This window comes from Ectorhizobium quercum (assembly GCF_026552795.1).
Lineage (GTDB): Bacteria > Pseudomonadota > Alphaproteobacteria > Rhizobiales > Rhizobiaceae > Ectorhizobium > Ectorhizobium quercum.
This window is the reverse complement of sequence record NZ_JANFPI010000003.1, coordinates 731,575-747,615: the sequence shown is the minus strand read 5'-3', so window position 1 is coordinate 747,615 and position 16,041 is coordinate 731,575. Positions and strand designations below refer to the sequence as shown.

Annotated in this window: 16 protein-coding genes; 11 read left to right on the top strand and 5 right to left on the bottom strand. The window is 63.2% G+C overall.

Translation table 11 applies throughout. From position 1 onward, the window contains the following. Positions 1-116: 116 nt before the first annotated feature. Positions 117-1,331 carry an NADP-dependent isocitrate dehydrogenase gene (locus NOF55_RS12075; RefSeq protein WP_306411610.1) on the bottom strand — a complete coding sequence of 405 codons (1,215 nt, stop codon included), beginning with the start codon at positions 1,329-1,331 and terminating at the stop codon, positions 117-119. A 321-nt stretch (positions 1,332-1,652) separates the two neighbouring features. On the opposite strand from NOF55_RS12075, the gene NOF55_RS12070 reads away from it, so the two are divergent. The 7 genes from NOF55_RS12070 (at position 1,653) to NOF55_RS12040 (ending at position 8,578) form a co-directional block, all read left to right on the top strand. Next, positions 1,653-2,204: a hypothetical protein gene (locus NOF55_RS12070; protein ID WP_306411609.1), complete on the top strand. Its 552-nt coding sequence runs from the start codon at positions 1,653-1,655 to the stop codon at positions 2,202-2,204. A gap of 78 nt (positions 2,205-2,282) precedes the next feature. Continuing rightward, positions 2,283-3,137, top strand: coding sequence for an RNA methyltransferase (locus NOF55_RS12065; protein ID WP_306411608.1), 855 nt, complete (start codon positions 2,283-2,285; stop codon positions 3,135-3,137). Continuing rightward, positions 3,100-3,921: a glutamate racemase gene (gene murI / locus NOF55_RS12060; RefSeq protein ID WP_370868972.1), complete on the top strand. Its 822-nt coding sequence runs from the start codon at positions 3,100-3,102 to the stop codon at positions 3,919-3,921. The genes NOF55_RS12065 and murI overlap by 38 nt, the downstream gene beginning before the upstream one ends. Positions 3,922-3,988: 67 nt before the next feature. Beyond that, positions 3,989-4,627 carry a LysE family translocator gene (locus NOF55_RS12055; protein WP_306411606.1) on the top strand — a complete coding sequence of 213 codons (639 nt, stop codon included), beginning with the start codon at positions 3,989-3,991 and terminating at the stop codon, positions 4,625-4,627. A gap of 102 nt (positions 4,628-4,729) precedes the next feature. Further along, positions 4,730-5,611 carry an EamA family transporter gene (locus tag NOF55_RS12050; protein ID WP_306411605.1) on the top strand — a complete coding sequence of 294 codons (882 nt, stop codon included), beginning with the start codon at positions 4,730-4,732 and terminating at the stop codon, positions 5,609-5,611. A 144-nt stretch (positions 5,612-5,755) separates the two neighbouring features. Continuing rightward, positions 5,756-7,282, top strand: coding sequence for a helicase HerA domain-containing protein (locus tag NOF55_RS12045; protein ID WP_306411604.1), 1,527 nt, complete (start codon positions 5,756-5,758; stop codon positions 7,280-7,282). Positions 7,283-7,552: 270 nt separating this feature from the next. Further along, positions 7,553-8,578, top strand: coding sequence for an IS5 family transposase (locus NOF55_RS12040; protein WP_306411603.1), 1,026 nt, complete (start codon positions 7,553-7,555; stop codon positions 8,576-8,578). A 252-nt stretch (positions 8,579-8,830) separates the two neighbouring features. Here NOF55_RS12040 and pepT read toward each other — a convergent pair whose 3' ends face one another. Further along, complete coding sequence (pepT, locus tag NOF55_RS12035) at positions 8,831-10,069, bottom strand: peptidase T (RefSeq protein ID WP_306411602.1); 1,239 nt, start codon at positions 10,067-10,069, stop codon at positions 8,831-8,833. Positions 10,070-10,373: 304 nt separating this feature from the next. Here pepT and rpsD point away from each other — a divergent pair, with 304 nt between their 5' ends. The 4 genes from rpsD (at position 10,374) to NOF55_RS12015 (ending at position 13,883) form a co-directional block, all read left to right on the top strand. Continuing rightward, a complete protein-coding gene (gene rpsD, locus NOF55_RS12030) occupies positions 10,374-10,991 on the top strand; it encodes a 30S ribosomal protein S4 (RefSeq protein ID WP_306411601.1) in 618 nt (205 codons plus the stop codon). An 87-nt stretch (positions 10,992-11,078) separates the two neighbouring features. Continuing rightward, positions 11,079-12,005: a glutaminase gene (locus NOF55_RS12025; protein WP_306411600.1), complete on the top strand. Its 927-nt coding sequence runs from the start codon at positions 11,079-11,081 to the stop codon at positions 12,003-12,005. 79 nt (positions 12,006-12,084) lie between these two features. Continuing rightward, a complete protein-coding gene (gene ttcA, locus NOF55_RS12020) occupies positions 12,085-12,933 on the top strand; it encodes a tRNA 2-thiocytidine(32) synthetase TtcA (protein ID WP_306411697.1) in 849 nt (282 codons plus the stop codon). Between the two features lie 128 nt (positions 12,934-13,061). Beyond that, on the top strand, positions 13,062-13,883 hold the full coding sequence (locus NOF55_RS12015; RefSeq protein ID WP_306411599.1) for an inositol monophosphatase family protein: 822 nt from the start codon (positions 13,062-13,064) through the stop codon (positions 13,881-13,883). 41 nt (positions 13,884-13,924) lie between these two features. Here NOF55_RS12015 and NOF55_RS12010 read toward each other — a convergent pair whose 3' ends face one another. The 3 genes from NOF55_RS12010 to NOF55_RS12000 all read right to left on the bottom strand — a co-directional run bounded on the left by NOF55_RS12010 (position 13,925) and on the right by NOF55_RS12000 (position 16,018). Beyond that, complete coding sequence (locus NOF55_RS12010; RefSeq protein WP_306411598.1) at positions 13,925-15,169, bottom strand: multidrug effflux MFS transporter; 1,245 nt, start codon at positions 15,167-15,169, stop codon at positions 13,925-13,927. Between the two features lie 99 nt (positions 15,170-15,268). Next, entirely contained in the window at positions 15,269-15,601 is a 333-nt protein-coding gene (grxD, locus tag NOF55_RS12005; RefSeq protein WP_306411597.1) for a Grx4 family monothiol glutaredoxin, read from the bottom strand. 183 nt (positions 15,602-15,784) lie between these two features. Then, on the bottom strand, positions 15,785-16,018 hold the full coding sequence (locus tag NOF55_RS12000; protein WP_306411596.1) for a BolA/IbaG family iron-sulfur metabolism protein: 234 nt from the start codon (positions 16,016-16,018) through the stop codon (positions 15,785-15,787). Positions 16,019-16,041: the final 23 nt, after the last annotated feature.

Sequence of the window (16,041 nt, the reverse complement as noted above, 5' to 3'; positions counted from 1 at the left end):
GTTTCAGCCATGCAAAATATTCATGCGTCGCGCCGGACGCGCGGATGCGCGGGCAAAAGAAAACCGCCCGCGACACAGGTCGCGGGCGGCATCCGGTTTCGATCCGAGATCGAGCCTCAGGCGGCCATCGCTTTCTGGAGGTTTTCGTCGATCTTGTCGAGGAAGGCGGTGGTGGAGAGCCACGGCTGGTCGGGGCCGATCAGCAGGGCCAGGTCCTTGGTCATGAAGCCGGATTCGACGGTATCGACGCAGACCTGCTCCAGCGTGGAAGCGAATTTGGCGAGTTCGGCATTGTCGTCCAGCTTGGCGCGGTGGGCGAGGCCACGGGTCCAGGCGAAGATCGAGGCGATCGAGTTCGTGGAGGTTTCCTGCCCCTTCTGGTGCTGGCGGTAGTGGCGCGTGACCGTGCCGTGGGCGGCCTCGGCCTCGACGATCTTGCCGTCGGGCGTCAGCAGGACGGAGGTCATCAGGCCGAGCGAGCCGAAGCCCTGCGCCACCGTGTCGGACTGCACGTCGCCGTCGTAGTTCTTGCACGCCCAGACGTAGCCGCCGGACCACTTGAGGGCGGAGGCGACCATGTCGTCGATCAGGCGGTGTTCGTAGACGATACCGAGTTCGTCGAACTTCGCCTTGAATTCGGCCTCGTAGACTTCCTGGAAGAGGTCCTTGAAGCGGCCGTCATAGGCCTTGAGAATGGTGTTCTTGGTGGACAGGTAGACCGGCCACTTGCGCATCAGGCCGTAGTTGAGCGAAGCGCGGGCGAAGTCGCGGATCGACTCGTCGAGGTTGTACATGGCCATCGCGACGCCGGAGCCCGGAGCCTTGAAGACTTCCTTCTCGATGACCTGGCCGTCCTCGCCGACGAACTTGATCGTCAGCGTGCCCTTGCCGGGGAACTTGAAATCGGTGGCGCGGTACTGGTCGCCGAAGGCGTGGCGGCCGACGACGATCGGCTTGGTCCAGCCCGGAACCAGACGCGGAACGTTCTTGCAGATGATCGGCTCGCGGAAGATCACGCCGCCGAGGATGTTGCGGATCGTGCCGTTCGGCGACTTCCACATTTCCTTGAGGTTGAATTCCTTCACGCGGGCCTCGTCCGGCGTGATGGTGGCGCACTTGATGCCGACGCCGTGCTTCTTGATGGCATGGGCGGCATCGACCGTGACCTGATCGTTCGTGGCGTCACGGTTCTCGACGGAGAGGTCGTAATATTCGATCTCAAGGTCGAGATAGGGCAGGATCAGCTTGTCCTTGATGAGCTGCCAGATGATACGGGTCATTTCGTCGCCGTCGAGATCGACGACCGGGTTTGCAACCTTGATCTTTGCCATGAAGTCCTCACCGTAATGAAGCGGAACGGAGTGTTCCGCGCCTATGAAAGAAAGTCCCGTGCGCCTATAGCATCGGGAAGGCGGATCGCAAAGCGGCGAAGGGCTCCTCGGGCCGTCTTTTGCGGGAATCCGGCGTGAAAAAGGCTGCGAATCAGTACGATTCAGGCTGCGCCGACCGCCGATATCATACGGAAGTTCAAGACCGGCGCGGACCTTTTTCGTGTTACGAAACGACGCGCGACGCATTTCCGCTTTGCGGTTGCCAAATGCCGAACCGTGGATATGGTGCGCGAACCAACACGCCTCCCGGGAGTCTCGTTCATGCGCTTGGCCTTTACCTTTTTCGTGGCCGGTTTCGTTTCGTTTGCCGTCCCCGCCTCGGCCCAGAGCCCCGATCCGGTGGCGCCGGTGAAGGAGGTCATGGACATCACCATCTCCAACTGGTCCGAGGACGTGGATGAGTGGAAGAGCATCTTCGAGAGCGAACTGCTTGACAGGCTCTACGCCCGGGACCTGGTGGCGCTCTACAGGCAAGCGTCGGAAAAGGCGGCGAAGCTGTTCGACAGCGACGATCCCGTCGATCCGTTCGATTACGATGTCGTGACCGGTTCGCCGGACGGCTGCCCGCTTCAGGACGTGAAGATCGCGCTGGCGGGCGAGAAGGACGGTGTTTCCGATGTGGTGGCGACATTCCGCCTGTGGACCTGCGAGGAAAATGAGGACACGCGGAACCTGGTGACGGAAGCACACTTCGAGGTCGTCCAGGAAGACGGCAGGGCCGTCATTCGCGATATTTACCACATCCTCGACGGCGAGCGCGATTCCGTGGTCGAGGAGTTGAGGACCATGATCGCCCAGGAGGACGATGAGTGAGCGTTTTGCCGGTGATTGCTTGATTTTTCCGCCCGTTCTTGTCAGGGAACGCGGCGGAAGCACGCAAAAGGCAGGATCATGGCAGGAACGAACAGCGAGCTTGAACTCATCCGCGAGGGGCCGGTCATCGTTCTGGTCGAGCCGCAGCTCGGCGAGAACATCGGCATGGTGGCGCGCGCTATGGCCAATTTCGGTCTGGCGGAACTGCGTCTCGTCAATCCGCGCGATGGCTGGCCGAGCGAGAAGGCGAGGGCCGCGGCATCCAAGGCCGACCATGTGGTCGACGCCGCCAGGGTGTTCGCCACGCTGGAGGAGGCGATTGCCGACCTCAATTTCGTTTACGCGACCACCGCCCGCCTGCGCGACGGCTTCAAGCGGGTCGCCTCGCCGGTCGAGGCGACGCTGGCTCTACGGGCGCGGTTCCGTGCGGGTGAGGCGACCGGCATCCTGTTCGGCCGCGAACGCTGGGGGCTTTCCAACGAGGAAGTGGCGCTGGCCGACGAGATCGTGACGTTTCCGGTCAATCCGGCTTTCGCCTCGCTCAACATCGCCCAGGCGGTGCTGCTCATGTCCTATGAATGGATGAAATCCGGCATGGAGGACGTCAACGCCACGCCGTTTCAGGCGATGGAACAGACGCCGGCCACCAAGGAACAGCTTTTCGGCATGGTCGATCAACTGGAGGAGGCGCTGGATGCCCGCGGTTATTTCCGCCCGGCCGGAAAAAAGCCGAAAATGATGGACAACCTCCGCGCCGTTCTCTCCAGGCCCTCCTTCAGCGAACAGGAAATCAGCGTTCTGCGCGGGGTGATTTCCTCTCTCGACCGTTTTTCCCGCAAGAACCCGCGCGGCAAGGCAAGTCCGGTTCCGGGCGCGCCCATCGAGGATAGCGAGCATGACGGCGGAAACGGCTCCGGTGTCGGAAAAGACTGAGCTGAAGCCCGTTCTGGTTTTCGATTCGGGCATCGGCGGTCTCACCGTCTTGCGCGAGGCCCGCGTCCTGATGCCGGAGCGCGGCTTCATTTACGTAGCGGACGATGCCGGCTTCCCTTACGGAGACTGGGAGGAAGGGGCGCTCGAGACCCGCATCATCACGCTCTTCAGGCGGCTCTTGTCCGACTACCGGCCGGAGTTGTGTGTCATCGCCTGCAACACCGCCTTCACGCTGGCGGGCTCTGCATTGCGCAGGGCCTTCCCGGACATGACCTTCGTCGGCACGGTACCGGCCATCAAGCCAGCGGCGGAGCGCACCCGGTCCGGCCTCGTGTCGGTTCTCGCCACGCCGGGAACGGTGAAGCGCGCCTATACGCGCGAACTCATCCAGTCCTTCGCCAGCCAGTGCCATGTCCGTCTGGTCGGTTCGGAAAACCTGGCGGGCATGGCCGAGGCCTACATCCGCGGCGAGCCCGTGTCGGAGGAGGCGGTGAAGGCGGAAATTACCCCGTGCTTCATCGAGAAGGACGGGCGGCGCACCGATATCGTCGTGCTGGCCTGCACGCATTATCCGTTCATGGCCAATCTGTTTCGCAAATACGCCCCCTGGCCGGTGGACTGGCTCGATCCGGCGGAGGCGATTGCCAGACAGACGCGGCGCCTGACGCCGTTTTCCCGCGATGCGCTCCAGCACCCGGAAGATCAGGATTTCGCGGTCTTCACCTCTGGAAATCCGGATTTCGCCACACGCCGGCTGATGCAGGGCTTCGGACTGCGGGCCTGAGCGGCAAGACCCTCTTGCCAGACGGAAAAATCGGTGGCTTGCTTCCTTCCGACTGAAGGAGACCCGCATGTCGCTCGAACACTGGCTTGCATTCGTGGCCGCATCCTCCGTTCTTCTCGCCATTCCCGGCCCGACGATCCTGCTCGTCATTTCCTATGCGATGAGCCACGGGCGAAAGGCGGCAACGGCGACGGTGGCGGGCGTGGCGCTCGGCGATTTCACGGCGATGACAGCCTCCATGCTCGGCCTCGGCGCGCTGCTTGCAGCCTCCGCCACGCTCTTCACGGTGCTGAAATGGGTGGGGGCCGCCTATCTCGTCTATCTCGGTCTCAAACTGTGGCGCGCGCCGGTCCGGGACGCTGATGGCGAAGACGTAGCGCAGGAAGGCGCAGGCGCGAGGCCGTTGCGCATCTTTGCCCATACCTGGCTGGTGACGTCGCTCAATCCCAAGAGTGTCGTCTTCTTCGTGGCCTTCCTGCCGCAGTTTCTCGATCTTTCCCGGCCGCTCGTGCAGCAGATGGTGATCTTCGAGATCACGTTCCTGACGCTCGCCACGCTGAATGCCGCGCTTTACGGGCTTCTGGCGACGATGGCGCGCAACACCATCCGCAAGCCGAAGGTGCAAAGGGCGGTCAACCGCACCGGCGGTTCGCTGATGATCGGGGCAGGGCTGCTCTCCACCGGGCTCGGCCGGACGTCGGCCTGATTTCGGCTTCGAACATCAGCGGCATTGATGCCTCTGAACAGAATTATTCATTTCTGACCGGTCCGCGCTTCGGATAGTGTCCCGGCCGTTCCGGAGATATTCATGCGCCTGCCTCACATTCTGCTCGCCCTGACCACGGTGGTTCTGTGGGGATACAATTTCGTTGTCATCAAGATCGGCGTGGCGGCAGTGCCGCCGCTTTTCCTGACATCCATGCGCTATCTCTTTTCCGCGCTGCCGCTGGTCTTCTTTCTGCGAAAGCCGGATGTGCCGTGGAAGGTGATGATCTTCTACGGGCTGGCGATGGGCGCCGGCCAGTTCGGCTTCCTGTTTCCAGCCATCCGACTCGGGCTTCCCGCCGGCCTCGCCTCGCTCGTTCTCCAGATGCAGGCCTTCTTCACGATGGGGCTTGCCGCGATTTTCATTGGCGAACGGATCGGCCCGGTCCGCATCGCCGGGGCGCTCGTCGCCTTTTGCGGCCTCGGCGTCATCGCCATCGAGCGCATGCAGGCGGCGACGGCGCTCGTGCCGCTGTTGATGTGCATTGCCGCCGCCCTGTGCTGGGCCACGGCCAATATCGTCAACCGGGGCACCGGCAAGGTCGACCCCATCGCCTTCATTGCCTGGACCAGCCTCGTGCCGGTGCTGCCGCTGCTGGCATTGTCGGCGGTGGTCGAGGGGCCGCAGGCGATCTGGGCGGCCGCGACGGCGCCGAGCTGGCCCGCCATCGGTTCCCTCGTCTATCTGGTCGTGTGCGCCACGCTGATCGGCACGGGGATCTGGAGCTTTCTGCTGACGCGCTATCCGGCGGGGCAGGTCGCACCCTTTTCCCTGCTGGTGCCGGTGTTCGGGCTTTCGAGCGCTGCGTTCTTCCTCGGCGAGCGGATCACCGGCATCGAGGCTGCGGGTGGCGCGCTCGTCATCGCCGGGCTGGTGCTGAATGTCTTCGGCACGCGGCTCGTCGCCGTTCTCAGGGCGAAATGATCTGTGAATTGCCGCCGATCTTGGGTGAGGAACGCGCTATTCCTGATAAAACCCCGCTTGCAGCCTTTCCGTCGCGTATAATCTTTTCCGGAAGCGATTCCCGCTTCGGCGCGCGCGGCGGTTTTCACGAGGGAGTGTTCGGGATTGCAGGTCGGAATCGACATGGGAACGGTTTCGGGCGGCCAGCCGGCCAAGCTCGACATCGAGGAGCTTCTGGCGACCCGTCTTCTGGTTCAGGGCAATTCCGGTTCCGGCAAATCCCACCTTTTGCGCCGTCTGCTGGAACAGTCGGCGGAATGGGTCCAGCAGGTCATCATCGATCCGGAAGGCGATTTCGTCACGCTGGCCGATAAATACGGCCATCTGGTCGTCGACGGCGAACGCACCGAAGCCGAACTGGTGGGCATCGCCAACCGCATCCGCCAGCACCGCGTGTCCTGCGTGCTGACGCTGGAAGGGCTGGAAGTCGAGGACCAGATGCGCGCGGCCGGCGCCTTCCTCAACGGCATGTTCGACGCCGACCGCGAATACTGGTTCCCGGTTCTCGTGGTGGTGGACGAGGCGCAGATGTTCGCGCCTGCCGCTGCCGGCGACGTTTCGGAGGATGCCCGCAAGGTTTCGCTTTCGGCCATGACCAACCTGATGTGCCGCGGACGAAAGCGCGGGCTGGCGGGGGTGATTGCCACGCAGCGCCTCGCGAAGCTTGCCAAGAACGTGGCGGCGGAAGCCTCGAACTTTCTGATGGGGCGCACCTTCCTCGATATCGACATGGCCCGCGCAGCCGATCTGCTCGGCCTCGATCGCAGGCAGGCGGAGATGTTCCGCGACCTGAAGCGCGGCAATTTCGTCGCGCTCGGCCCGGCACTTTCGCGCCGGCCTTTGCCGATCGTCATCGGCCCGGTGGAAACCTCGGCGCGCTCGTCCAGCCCCAAGCTGATGCCGCTGCCGGAAAGTCGCGAGGATGTGGAAGACCTGATCTTCACGCCCGACCCGGAGGAGTTCACCCGGCCCCTGACGCCGCGCCGCGCTACGCCCGCGCCGCGCCCGACCGTCGATATTCTCGCCGAACTGTCGCGCTCGACGCCGGCGGCCTCCGCGCCGCAAGCCGAAACGGCGCGTGGGCCGGCTCAGCCCGAGCTTTCACCGGAAGAGCGCGAGGCGCGGCTTGGCGCCGTCCTGTCCGAAATCATCGATGACCCGCAGGCTTCTTTCCGAACGGATTCAGTGCTTTATCAAGACTTTCTCGTGCGCGCCCGCATGCGCCGTCTGCCGGGGCCACCGCTCTCGCTTTCCGATTTCCGCCGCCGCGTCGCGGTCGCCCGCGCCGGCGTGGACGAGGAAACGGCGGCAAGCGAGGGCTGGAACAGGGCGCTCGATCTTTCGAGACGCGTGTCCGACGATCTTCAGGGCGTCTTCCTGCTGCTCGCCAAGGCGGCGCTTTGCAAGGAGCCCTGTCCCTCCGACGCCCGCATCGCCCGCGCCTACGGCACACATTCCGCCCGCCGGGCCCGCCGCCTGATCGGCTATTTCGAGGAACAGGGGCTGGCGGTGGCGCATACAGATTTCGCCGGCAAGCGCATCGTCGCCTTCCCCGATCTGGAGGCTGAAACCGCGCCCGGCGACGCCGACGGCCCGGATGAGGATGGCGTGTCGCAGAACGCGGCGGAGTGAGGATTGCCGGCTGAGGGGATGGAAGACACTTTGATTGCCGCCATCTCCCCCACAAGGCAGAGCAGTTGCATATGGAATGAGACGGTGCTGCTTCCCCTTCTCCCCAGCGGGGAGAAGGTGCCCAAAGGGCGGATGAGGGGGGCGCGAAGCGCAAAGGTTCCGCCTGCGAACAGCCCCTCAACCGGCTGCGGCCACCTTCTCCCCTTGGGGGACCGTTGCAAAACGCGGCCATTATGATTCTCTATCGTTACGAGCAGCGGAGATGGTGAGATGTCGGTTCGGGACGGTGGCCAGTTCAGTTTCGTGGATGCGTTGATGCCCAAGGGCAAGGGGGCCGGGCGTCTGGACCGGTTGTCGTGCGTGGTGAAGTGGCATCGCTTCGAGAAGCATCTCAACCGCCTGCGCGACGACAGGAGTGTTGGCCGCCCGTCGTACAAGCCACTGGTGATGTTCAAGGCGCTGCTGCTGCAGTCGCTTTACGGATTGTCGGATATGGAGCTTGAGGAGGCGCTGTGCGACCGGCTGTCGTTCAAGCGGTTCGTCGGCCTTGCGCTGGATGAGACGGTTCCCGATCACTCGACGCTCTGCCGCTTCCGCAATCTTTTGGTCGGCGAAGCACTGCTCGACACGCTGTTTGGCGAACTCGACCGGCAGCTCGATGCCGCCGGCTTGATCCTGCGGCGCGGCACGATGCTGGATGCGACCATCATCGAAACGACGGCAGCAAGGCCGCCCGAAGGCCGCAATGGCGATCTTGATGCCGAAGCCGCTCGCGCGGATCGCGATGATCCCACCGACAGGGTGGGGCGTGAGGTATCGAGCGATCCGGATGCCCGTTTCACAAGGCGCAAGGGCAAGGCCGGTTCGGTCTATGGCTACAAGGCCCATGTCGGTGTCGATGAAGGCTCCGGCCTGATCCGAAGAGTTGTCATCACGCCGGCCAATGTCAACGACTCCGTCGTCGCCGATCGGCTGATCATCGGCGACGAGGCCTGCGTGCTGGCCGACAGCGCCTATCATACCCATGCACGCGAACAGACCCTGAAGGACAGCGGCATCAAGCCGCGGCTGATGCGCCGGCCCAACCGTCACCACCGCACACTGCCGCCCAGACTTGCGCAGCTGAACAGGCTGATATCACGGCGGCGGGCAGCGGTCGAAACGACATTCGCGACGCTCAAACATCGCATGGGTCTCGGCATGATCCGCTACCGCGGCCTTGCCAAGGCGCAGGCCCAGGTGCTGATGGCGGTGATTGCCTTCAACATGCGTCGCTGGGTCACAATGGCCGCATGACCAGGGCCGCACTGCGCCCGCAAATCTGCAAATCCACCCCCAAGCCGATCCCAAACCTGCTTAAGAGACCAAGCAGGAGCAGAGCATTGAATGCTTGATCTCTCCTCAACGGATGGGGCGGAGTTTTGCAACGGCCCCCGAGGGGAGAAGGGGCAAGACCCCCGAGCTTTGGCGTGATATGCAACTGCTCTGCCTTGCGGAGTGAGATGGCCGGCAGGCCGGAGGGGGAGCCCCGCCCGCCGCACCGTCATTTCACCCCGCCGTCCGCTCTTCCCACACCTTCGACAGCTCGACGATGGTCCTCACCGAAATCTCCATGTCCTGAACGCTGATCCATTCCAGCGGCGAGTGATAGGCATGGCCGCCCGTATAGATGTTGGGGCAGGGCAGGCCCATGAAGGAGAGGCGGGAGCCGTCCGTGCCGCCGCGGATGCTGCGGGTTTCCGGCGTCAGGCCGACGCGGCGCACGGCTTCCGTCAGGTTGTCCGTCACCTCCGGGTGCCGGTCGAGTACCACCTTCATGTTGCGGTACTGCTCCCTGACGGTGAAGGCCAGCGTCGAGCGCGGGTAATCCCTCATCACCGCGTCGGCGATGCCTTTCAGCAGCGCTTCTTTGTCCTTGAGCCCCTCCTCGGTGAAATCGCGGATGATGAAGGTGAGCTTCGCGCTTTCCATCGCCCCCGAAATATCGATCGGATGGATGAAGCCCTCGCGGTCCTCGGTCGTTTCCGGCGCAATGTCCCTAGGCAGGCGGCTGACGATATCGCCGGCGATCTTGATGGCGTTCTCCATCCTGCCTTTGGCGAAGCCCGGATGCATCGCAAGCCCGGTGATGTCGATCTCCACGAGGTCCGCCGAGAAGGTTTCGTTCTCGATCTCGCCGATCTTGCCGCCGTCCATCGTGTAGCCGAAGGCGGCGCCCAGCTTGGCAAGGTCCACCTTGTCGGCGCCACGGCCGATTTCCTCGTCCGTGGTGAAGAGAATCTTGACCGGCCCGTGCGGGATGGACGGATCGGCGATGAGGGTCGCCGCCGCCGTCATGATCTCGGCAATGCCCGCCTTGTCGTCGGCGCCGAGCAGGGTGGTGCCGTCGGAGGTCACGATGTCATGGCCGATCTGGTCGGCGAGATCGGGATGTTCCGAAACGCGGATGACCCGCGACGGATCGCCGGCAAGCCGGATATCGCCGCCTTGGTAATTCCTCACGATTTGCGGCCTGACGTTCGTGCCGGTGAAGTCCGGCGCCGTGTCCACATGCGCGCAGAAGCAGATGACGGGAACCGGCTTGTCGACAGTCGCGGGAATGGTCGCATAGACATTGCCGTGCTCGTCGAGATGCGCATCCTCAAGGCCGAGCGCCCGCAATTCCTTCTCCAGCAGGCGTCCGAGGTCCTTCTGCTTTTCGGTCGAGGGCTGGGCGGATGAGGACGGGTCCGACTGCGTATCGATGACGACGTAGCGGAGAAAGCGGTCGAGAACGGTTTCGGTCATGGCTGTATCCGATTCACAAGAGGGGGAAGACAAGCTATAACGCCGCCTCGCGGCCCCGCGAAGGCCATTTTCCCGCAGGATGGGGACTTCGGCCCCGCTTCCCGTGTTGACATTTCCATGACAAGCCCCTAAAGACCCGCTAGCGCCGGACGGAAACGCCCGGCGTGTTCCTGACATGTCCCGTGGCTTCTCCGTTCGCTTTACGTGAGAAACCTGTCAGAGCCCGGCAGGGTTCAGAGGAGGGCGTGTTTCCTTCGCCGGTTCGCGGATGCGGGCCGGTTCAACGTTTATTAGAGGAAATACGATGAGCAAGCGTTCTTCGTCCAAATACAAGATCGACCGCCGCATGGGCGAAAACATCTGGGGCCGTCCGAAGTCCCCGGTGAACCGCCGTGAATACGGCCCGGGCCAGCACGGCCAGCGCCGCAAGGGCAAGCTGTCCGACTTCGGCATCCAGCTCCGCGCCAAGCAGAAGCTGAAGGGCTACTACGGCGACCTGCGTGAAAAGCAGTTCCGCGCCACCTATGAAGAAGCCAACCGCCGCAAGGGCGACACCTCCGAGAACCTGATCGGCCTGCTGGAATCGCGTCTGGACGCCATCGTCTACCGCGCCAAGTTCGTTCCGACGGTCTTTGCCGCCCGCCAGTTCGTCAACCACGGCCACGTCAAGGTCAACGGCGTTCGCGTGAACATCGGCTCCTACCGTTGCAAGCCGGGCGACGTCATCGAAGTGCGTGAAAAGTCCAAGCAGCTCGTTTCCGTTCTGGAAGCGGTGTCGCTCGCCGAGCGCGACGTTCCGGAATACATCGAAGTCGATCACAACAAGATGGTCGCCACCTTCGTTCGCGTTCCGACCCTTTCCGACGTGCCCTATGCGGTCGTCATGGAACCGCATCTGGTCGTCGAATTCTATTCGCGCTGATCCTGCGGGATTTTCTTATCGAAAGCCGCCTCTCGGGGCGGCTTTTTTGTTATGAAGAACAGGAGTTGGCAGGGGCGAGTCGCGCATATGGATATGCAGGCAATTCTCGATCAGGTCTATGCGGAGCTGACGCCGCGCATCGGCGAAGGCAAGGTGGCGGACTATATTCCGGAACTGGCCAAGGTATCGCCCAACCAGTTCGGCATGGCGATTGCGACGGTCAAGGGCGATATCTTCGCCGTGGGCGATGCCGGAACGCCGTTTTCCATCCAGAGCATTTCCAAGGTCTTCATGCTGACGCTGGCGCTCGGCAAGGTGGGCGAGGGGATATGGAAGCGCGTCGGGCGCGAGCCGTCCGGCTCGGCCTTCAACTCCATCGTCCAGCTCGAGCACGAAAGCGGCATTCCGCGCAATCCCTTCATCAATGCAGGCGCCATCGCCGTGGCCGATGTGGTGCTGGCCGGCCACCAGCCGAAGGAGGCGATCGGCGAGCTTCTGCGCTTCATCCATTATGTTGCCGACGACGACAGCATTTCCATCGACAAGAAGGTGGCGAAATCCGAGACCCGGACCGGCTACCGCAATTTCGCGCTTGCCAATTTCATGCGGGCCTTCGGCAATCTCGATCATCCGGTGGAAGAGGTTCTCGGCGTCTATTTCCACCAGTGCGCGCTGTCGATGACCTGCCGGCAACTGGCCCGCGCCGGACTTTATCTCGCCAATCGCGGCGTCAACCCGCTGACGGGTCATTCGGTCGTCTCGCCCAAGCGGGCGCGGCGTATCAGCGCGCTGATGCTGACCTGCGGCCACTATGACGGCTCGGGCGATTTCGCCTATCATGTCGGCCTGCCCGGCAAGAGCGGCGTCGGCGGCGGCATCCTGGCCATCGCGCCGGGCGATGCGGCGATTGCGGTCTGGTCGCCGGGGCTGAACAAGGTCGGCAATTCCGCGCTCGGTTCGGCGGCGCTGGAACTGATCGCGCAGAAAACCGGCTGGTCGGTGTTCGGGGCTTGATGTTTTCATGCCGGACGGGCATGCAGGAGCGCCCGCGCGAGGAGAATGGCTTTTGAACGTTGTGACCGATCCGCAAGACATGAGTGCCGAGACGGATGACGGTGCGCCCGTTCATCCGCTGTTCGCGGATGCGCCGCGTTCGGTCTCCTTCAACAAGCTGCGCAAGCGCCTGCTGCGGCAGGTGCGGCAGGTCATGGAGGATTTCTCCATGCTGAAGGGGCAGGGCCGCTGGCTGGTCGCGGTCTCCGGCGGCAAGGACAGCTATGGGCTTCTGGCCCTGCTGCTCGATCTTCAGTGGCGCGGCCTGCTGCCGGTCGAGCTGATCGCCTGCAATCTCGATCAGGGCCAGCCGAATTTTCCGAAACACATCCTGCCGGAATACCTCGCCTCCATCGGCGTGAAGCACCGGATCGAGTATCGCGACACCTATTCCATCGTGAAGGAGAAGGTGCCGGAAGGGGCGACCTATTGCTCGCTCTGTTCGCGGCTGAGGCGCGGCAATCTCTATCGCATCGCCCGCGAGGAAGGCTGCGACGCGCTGGTGCTCGGCCATCACCGCGAGGATATTCTCGAAACCTTCTTCATGAACCTCTTCCACGGCGGACGGCTTGCCGCCATGCCGCCGAAGCTTCTGAACGACGAGGGCGATCTTGCCGTGCTGCGGCCGCTGGCCTACGCTGCGGAGGATGATCTTGCCAAATTCGCCGAGGCCATGCGTTTCCCGATCATTCCCTGCGATCTCTGCGGCTCGCAGGACGGCTTGCAGCGCAATGCCATGAAGGAAATGCTGGCCGAGATGGAACGGCGCATGCCGGGCCGCAAGGAGCGGATGCTCCGGGCGCTCGGCCATGTGAACCCGTCGCATCTGCTCGACCCGACGCTTTTCGATTTTGCGGGCCTGCCGGTCACGCCCCTGTCACGGGAATAGTGCATCCGACGCGCGAGATCCGCATCGCTTCGCAGTGAGGCGTCCCTGTTTGTTGGGAATGAGACTGGCCGTGCCGCCGGGATCGTTCCCGCGTCTTGAAGACAATCGCAAATCCGGAAGGAGTCAGCATGACCGGCATCGATATCGACACCCTTGCCAACCTGTTGCGCGAGGCCGCCAGGGCCGAGATATTGCCGCGCTTCCGCCGGCTGGGCGAGGGCGACATTCGCGCCAAGACGGAGGCGACCGATCTGGTGACGGAGGCGGACGAGGCCGCCGAGCGGATGATCAGGGACGAGGTGGCGCGGATCGCGCCCGACAGCCTGTTCGTCGGCGAGGAATCGGTCGCCGCCGACCCCGCGCTTCTCGAACGGCTGGCAGGCACGCAAAAAGCCGTCATCGTCGATCCGGTGGACGGAACCTACAATTTCGCCTCCGGCATCGGCGCCTTCGGCGTCATGGCCGCCGTAGTGGACAAAGGGGAAACCGTCGCCGGCATCATCTACGATCCGCTCGGCGACGACTGGCTGATCGCGGAAAAGGGAAGCGGTGCTTTCCTGAAGCGCCCGGACGGTTCTTCCGTTCGGCTTGCCGTGGCCGACCCGGTGCCGCTGGCCGACATGGTCGGCATGGCGTCGACAGGCTTCCTGCCGAAGGAGAAGAAGCCCGGGATTCTCGCCAACCTGGCCAAGGTGCGCTATGCGTCGAGCTATCGTTGCGCGGCCGTGGAGTACCGCGCCTTCGTCGGCGGTTTCGCGCATTACCTCATGTACAACAAGCTGATGCCGTGGGACCACCTGCCGGGAACGCTGATCGCGGCGGAGGCGGGGGCCTATGTGGCCCGTCTGGACGGTTCGGCCTATCTGCCGAGCCATACCGACGGCGGACTGCTCGTGACACCCGACTGCGAAAGCTGGGAAGCGCTGCGGCGCGAGGTTTTCACGCTTTGAGACGGACAGGGGCGCCCGGAGGCGCCCCTTTTTCATGAGGTTCAATGGCGCTGGTTGTGCGGCTGGAAGAGCTTTCCTTTTTCGGCGATCAGCACGAAGACGGAGCCGACCAGCGACACCGCGAAGAAGCCCGCGACGAGCGGCAGCGCCGTTCCGTCGAAGGCCTGCCCGATGGCGGCGCCGATCAGCGCGCCGCCGACCGTGCTGAGAAAACCGAGGACCGACGAGGCCGTTCCGGCGACATGGCCGAGCGGTTCCATCGCCAGCGAATTGAAGTTGGCGCCGATCCAGCCGAACATGAACATGGATGCCGCGAACAGGCAGAGGAACAGCGCGAACGGCATCGGCTGAGGCCCCAGAATCTGGATGACAAGCCAGACGAGGTTGATCCCGAGGAAACCGAGGAGCGCGCCGTGCGACAGGCGGCGCATGCCGATCCGTCCGACCAGCCGTGCATTGATGAAGGACGAGAGCGACATGAAGAGCGCCACTGCCGCGAAGGCGACGGGGAACCATGCGCCGAGATCGTAGACGCCCATGTAGATCTGCTGGGCCGAATTGATGAAGCCGAACAGGGCGCCGAAGATGAAGGTGCTGGCCAGCGTATAGTTCAGGGCGACGCGATCCGTCAGGACGATCTTGAACGCGGAGGCGATGGAACTGGCGGTAAACGGCCGCATATCCGTCGGCGCCAGCGTTTCCGGCAGGCGGGTGAAGGTCCAGCCACCGACGATGAGGCCGGCCACGGCCATGAAGACGAAGATCATGTGCCAGTCGGCGACGAAGAGGATACTTTGCCCGATCCCCGGCGCGATGACCGGAATGATCATGAAGACCATCATGATCATCGACATGGCTTCCGCCATCTGCCGGCCGCCATAGACGTCGCGCACGATGGAGACGGTGACGACGCGCATGGAGGCGGCGCCGAGACCCTGAACGAAGCGCAGGACGAGAAGGCCGGTGAAGGACGGAATGAAGGCGCTGAAGATGGCGGCGACGATGTAGATCCCCAATCCTGTGAGCAGCGGGATGCGGCGGCCGAAACGATCGGCCAGAGGGCCGTAGACGAGCTGCGCGATACCGAAACCGATCAGGTAGGACGAGACGATGTATTGCCTGTGGTTTTCGTTCTCGACGCCGAGCGTCGCGCCGATCTGTTGCAGTCCGGGCAACATGATGTCGATGGCGAGAGCGTTCAGAGCCATCAGCATGGCGATCAGGGCGATGAACTCCGGCCGGCCCATGCGGCCGAGGCGGGAAGATGTCTGGGAGGAAACGGTCACGGAAACAATCTCATAAACGACGAGAAGGCGTTGCTGTGACGCAACGCCTTTCAGTAGAAAATATGGGAACGCGCGCCGGAGAGGCGCATCGTCAGGATATCAGGCGGCGCGGACAGCGATACCCTGTTCTTCGAACTGGGCCTGAAGCTCGCCATTCTGGAACATCTCGCGGACGATATCGCAGCCACCGATGAATTCGCCCTTGACGTAGAGTTGCGGGATCGTCGGCCAGCTGGAATAGTCCTTGATGCCCTGGCGGATCTCGCCATCGGCGAGCACGTTGATGCCCTTGTAGTTCACGCCGAGGTAGTCGAGAATCTGCACCACCTGACCGGAGAAACCACACTGGGGAAACTGCGGCGTGCCCTTCATGAACAGAACGACGTCGTTGTTCCTGATTTCGCTGTCGATAAAATCGTGAATGGCGCTCATGGCTGAACTTTCTTCCTTTGCGGTTTCAAGGACCGCACGGGTTACACTCGTTTGCATACTTAACATCGAAATTGGTATTTACCAGTCGTCAGTTTTCACGAATGGCAAATTTTACCGCCTGGCGATGCTCCCGGCGCCGCCGGACAGGATTCTCCGATCGGGCCGGCCATCCCGCTACCGTCCTTATTCCGGCGCCGAGGTTTGCAGGGCCAGCGCATGCAGCACGCCGCCCATGTTGCCCTTCAGGGCCTCATAGACCATCTGGTGCTGCTGCACGCGGCTTTTTCCCCGGAACGCTTCGGCCACGACTTCCGCCGCGTAGTGATCGCCGTCACCGGCAAGGTCGCGGATGACCACCTTCGCTCCGGGAATGCCGGTTTTGATCAGGTCTTCTATTTCGCCGGGCTTCATGGGCATGGTCGGTCCTCCTTCATTGCGAG

Excerpts from the sequence above, each read along its gene's own strand:
- NOF55_RS12075 (WP_306411610.1), bottom strand. The coding sequence starts at position 1,331 with ATGGCAAAGATCAAGGTTGCAAACCCGGTCGTCGATCTCGACGGCGAC.
- NOF55_RS12070 (WP_306411609.1), top strand. The coding sequence starts at position 1,653 with ATGCGCTTGGCCTTTACCTTTTTCGTGGCCGGTTTCGTTTCGTTTGCC.
- NOF55_RS12065 (WP_306411608.1), top strand. The coding sequence starts at position 2,283 with ATGGCAGGAACGAACAGCGAGCTTGAACTCATCCGCGAGGGGCCGGTC.
- murI (WP_370868972.1), top strand. The coding sequence starts at position 3,100 with ATGACGGCGGAAACGGCTCCGGTGTCGGAAAAGACTGAGCTGAAGCCC.
- NOF55_RS12055 (WP_306411606.1), top strand. The coding sequence starts at position 3,989 with ATGTCGCTCGAACACTGGCTTGCATTCGTGGCCGCATCCTCCGTTCTT.
- NOF55_RS12050 (WP_306411605.1), top strand. The coding sequence starts at position 4,730 with ATGCGCCTGCCTCACATTCTGCTCGCCCTGACCACGGTGGTTCTGTGG.
- NOF55_RS12040 (WP_306411603.1), top strand. The coding sequence starts at position 7,553 with ATGTCGGTTCGGGACGGTGGCCAGTTCAGTTTCGTGGATGCGTTGATG.
- pepT (WP_306411602.1), bottom strand. The coding sequence starts at position 10,069 with ATGACCGAAACCGTTCTCGACCGCTTTCTCCGCTACGTCGTCATCGAT.
- rpsD (WP_306411601.1), top strand. The coding sequence starts at position 10,374 with ATGAGCAAGCGTTCTTCGTCCAAATACAAGATCGACCGCCGCATGGGC.
- NOF55_RS12025 (WP_306411600.1), top strand. The coding sequence starts at position 11,079 with ATGGATATGCAGGCAATTCTCGATCAGGTCTATGCGGAGCTGACGCCG.
- ttcA (WP_306411697.1), top strand. The coding sequence starts at position 12,085 with ATGAGTGCCGAGACGGATGACGGTGCGCCCGTTCATCCGCTGTTCGCG.
- NOF55_RS12015 (WP_306411599.1), top strand. The coding sequence starts at position 13,062 with ATGACCGGCATCGATATCGACACCCTTGCCAACCTGTTGCGCGAGGCC.
- grxD (WP_306411597.1), bottom strand. The coding sequence starts at position 15,601 with ATGAGCGCCATTCACGATTTTATCGACAGCGAAATCAGGAACAACGAC.
- NOF55_RS12000 (WP_306411596.1), bottom strand. The coding sequence starts at position 16,018 with ATGCCCATGAAGCCCGGCGAAATAGAAGACCTGATCAAAACCGGCATT.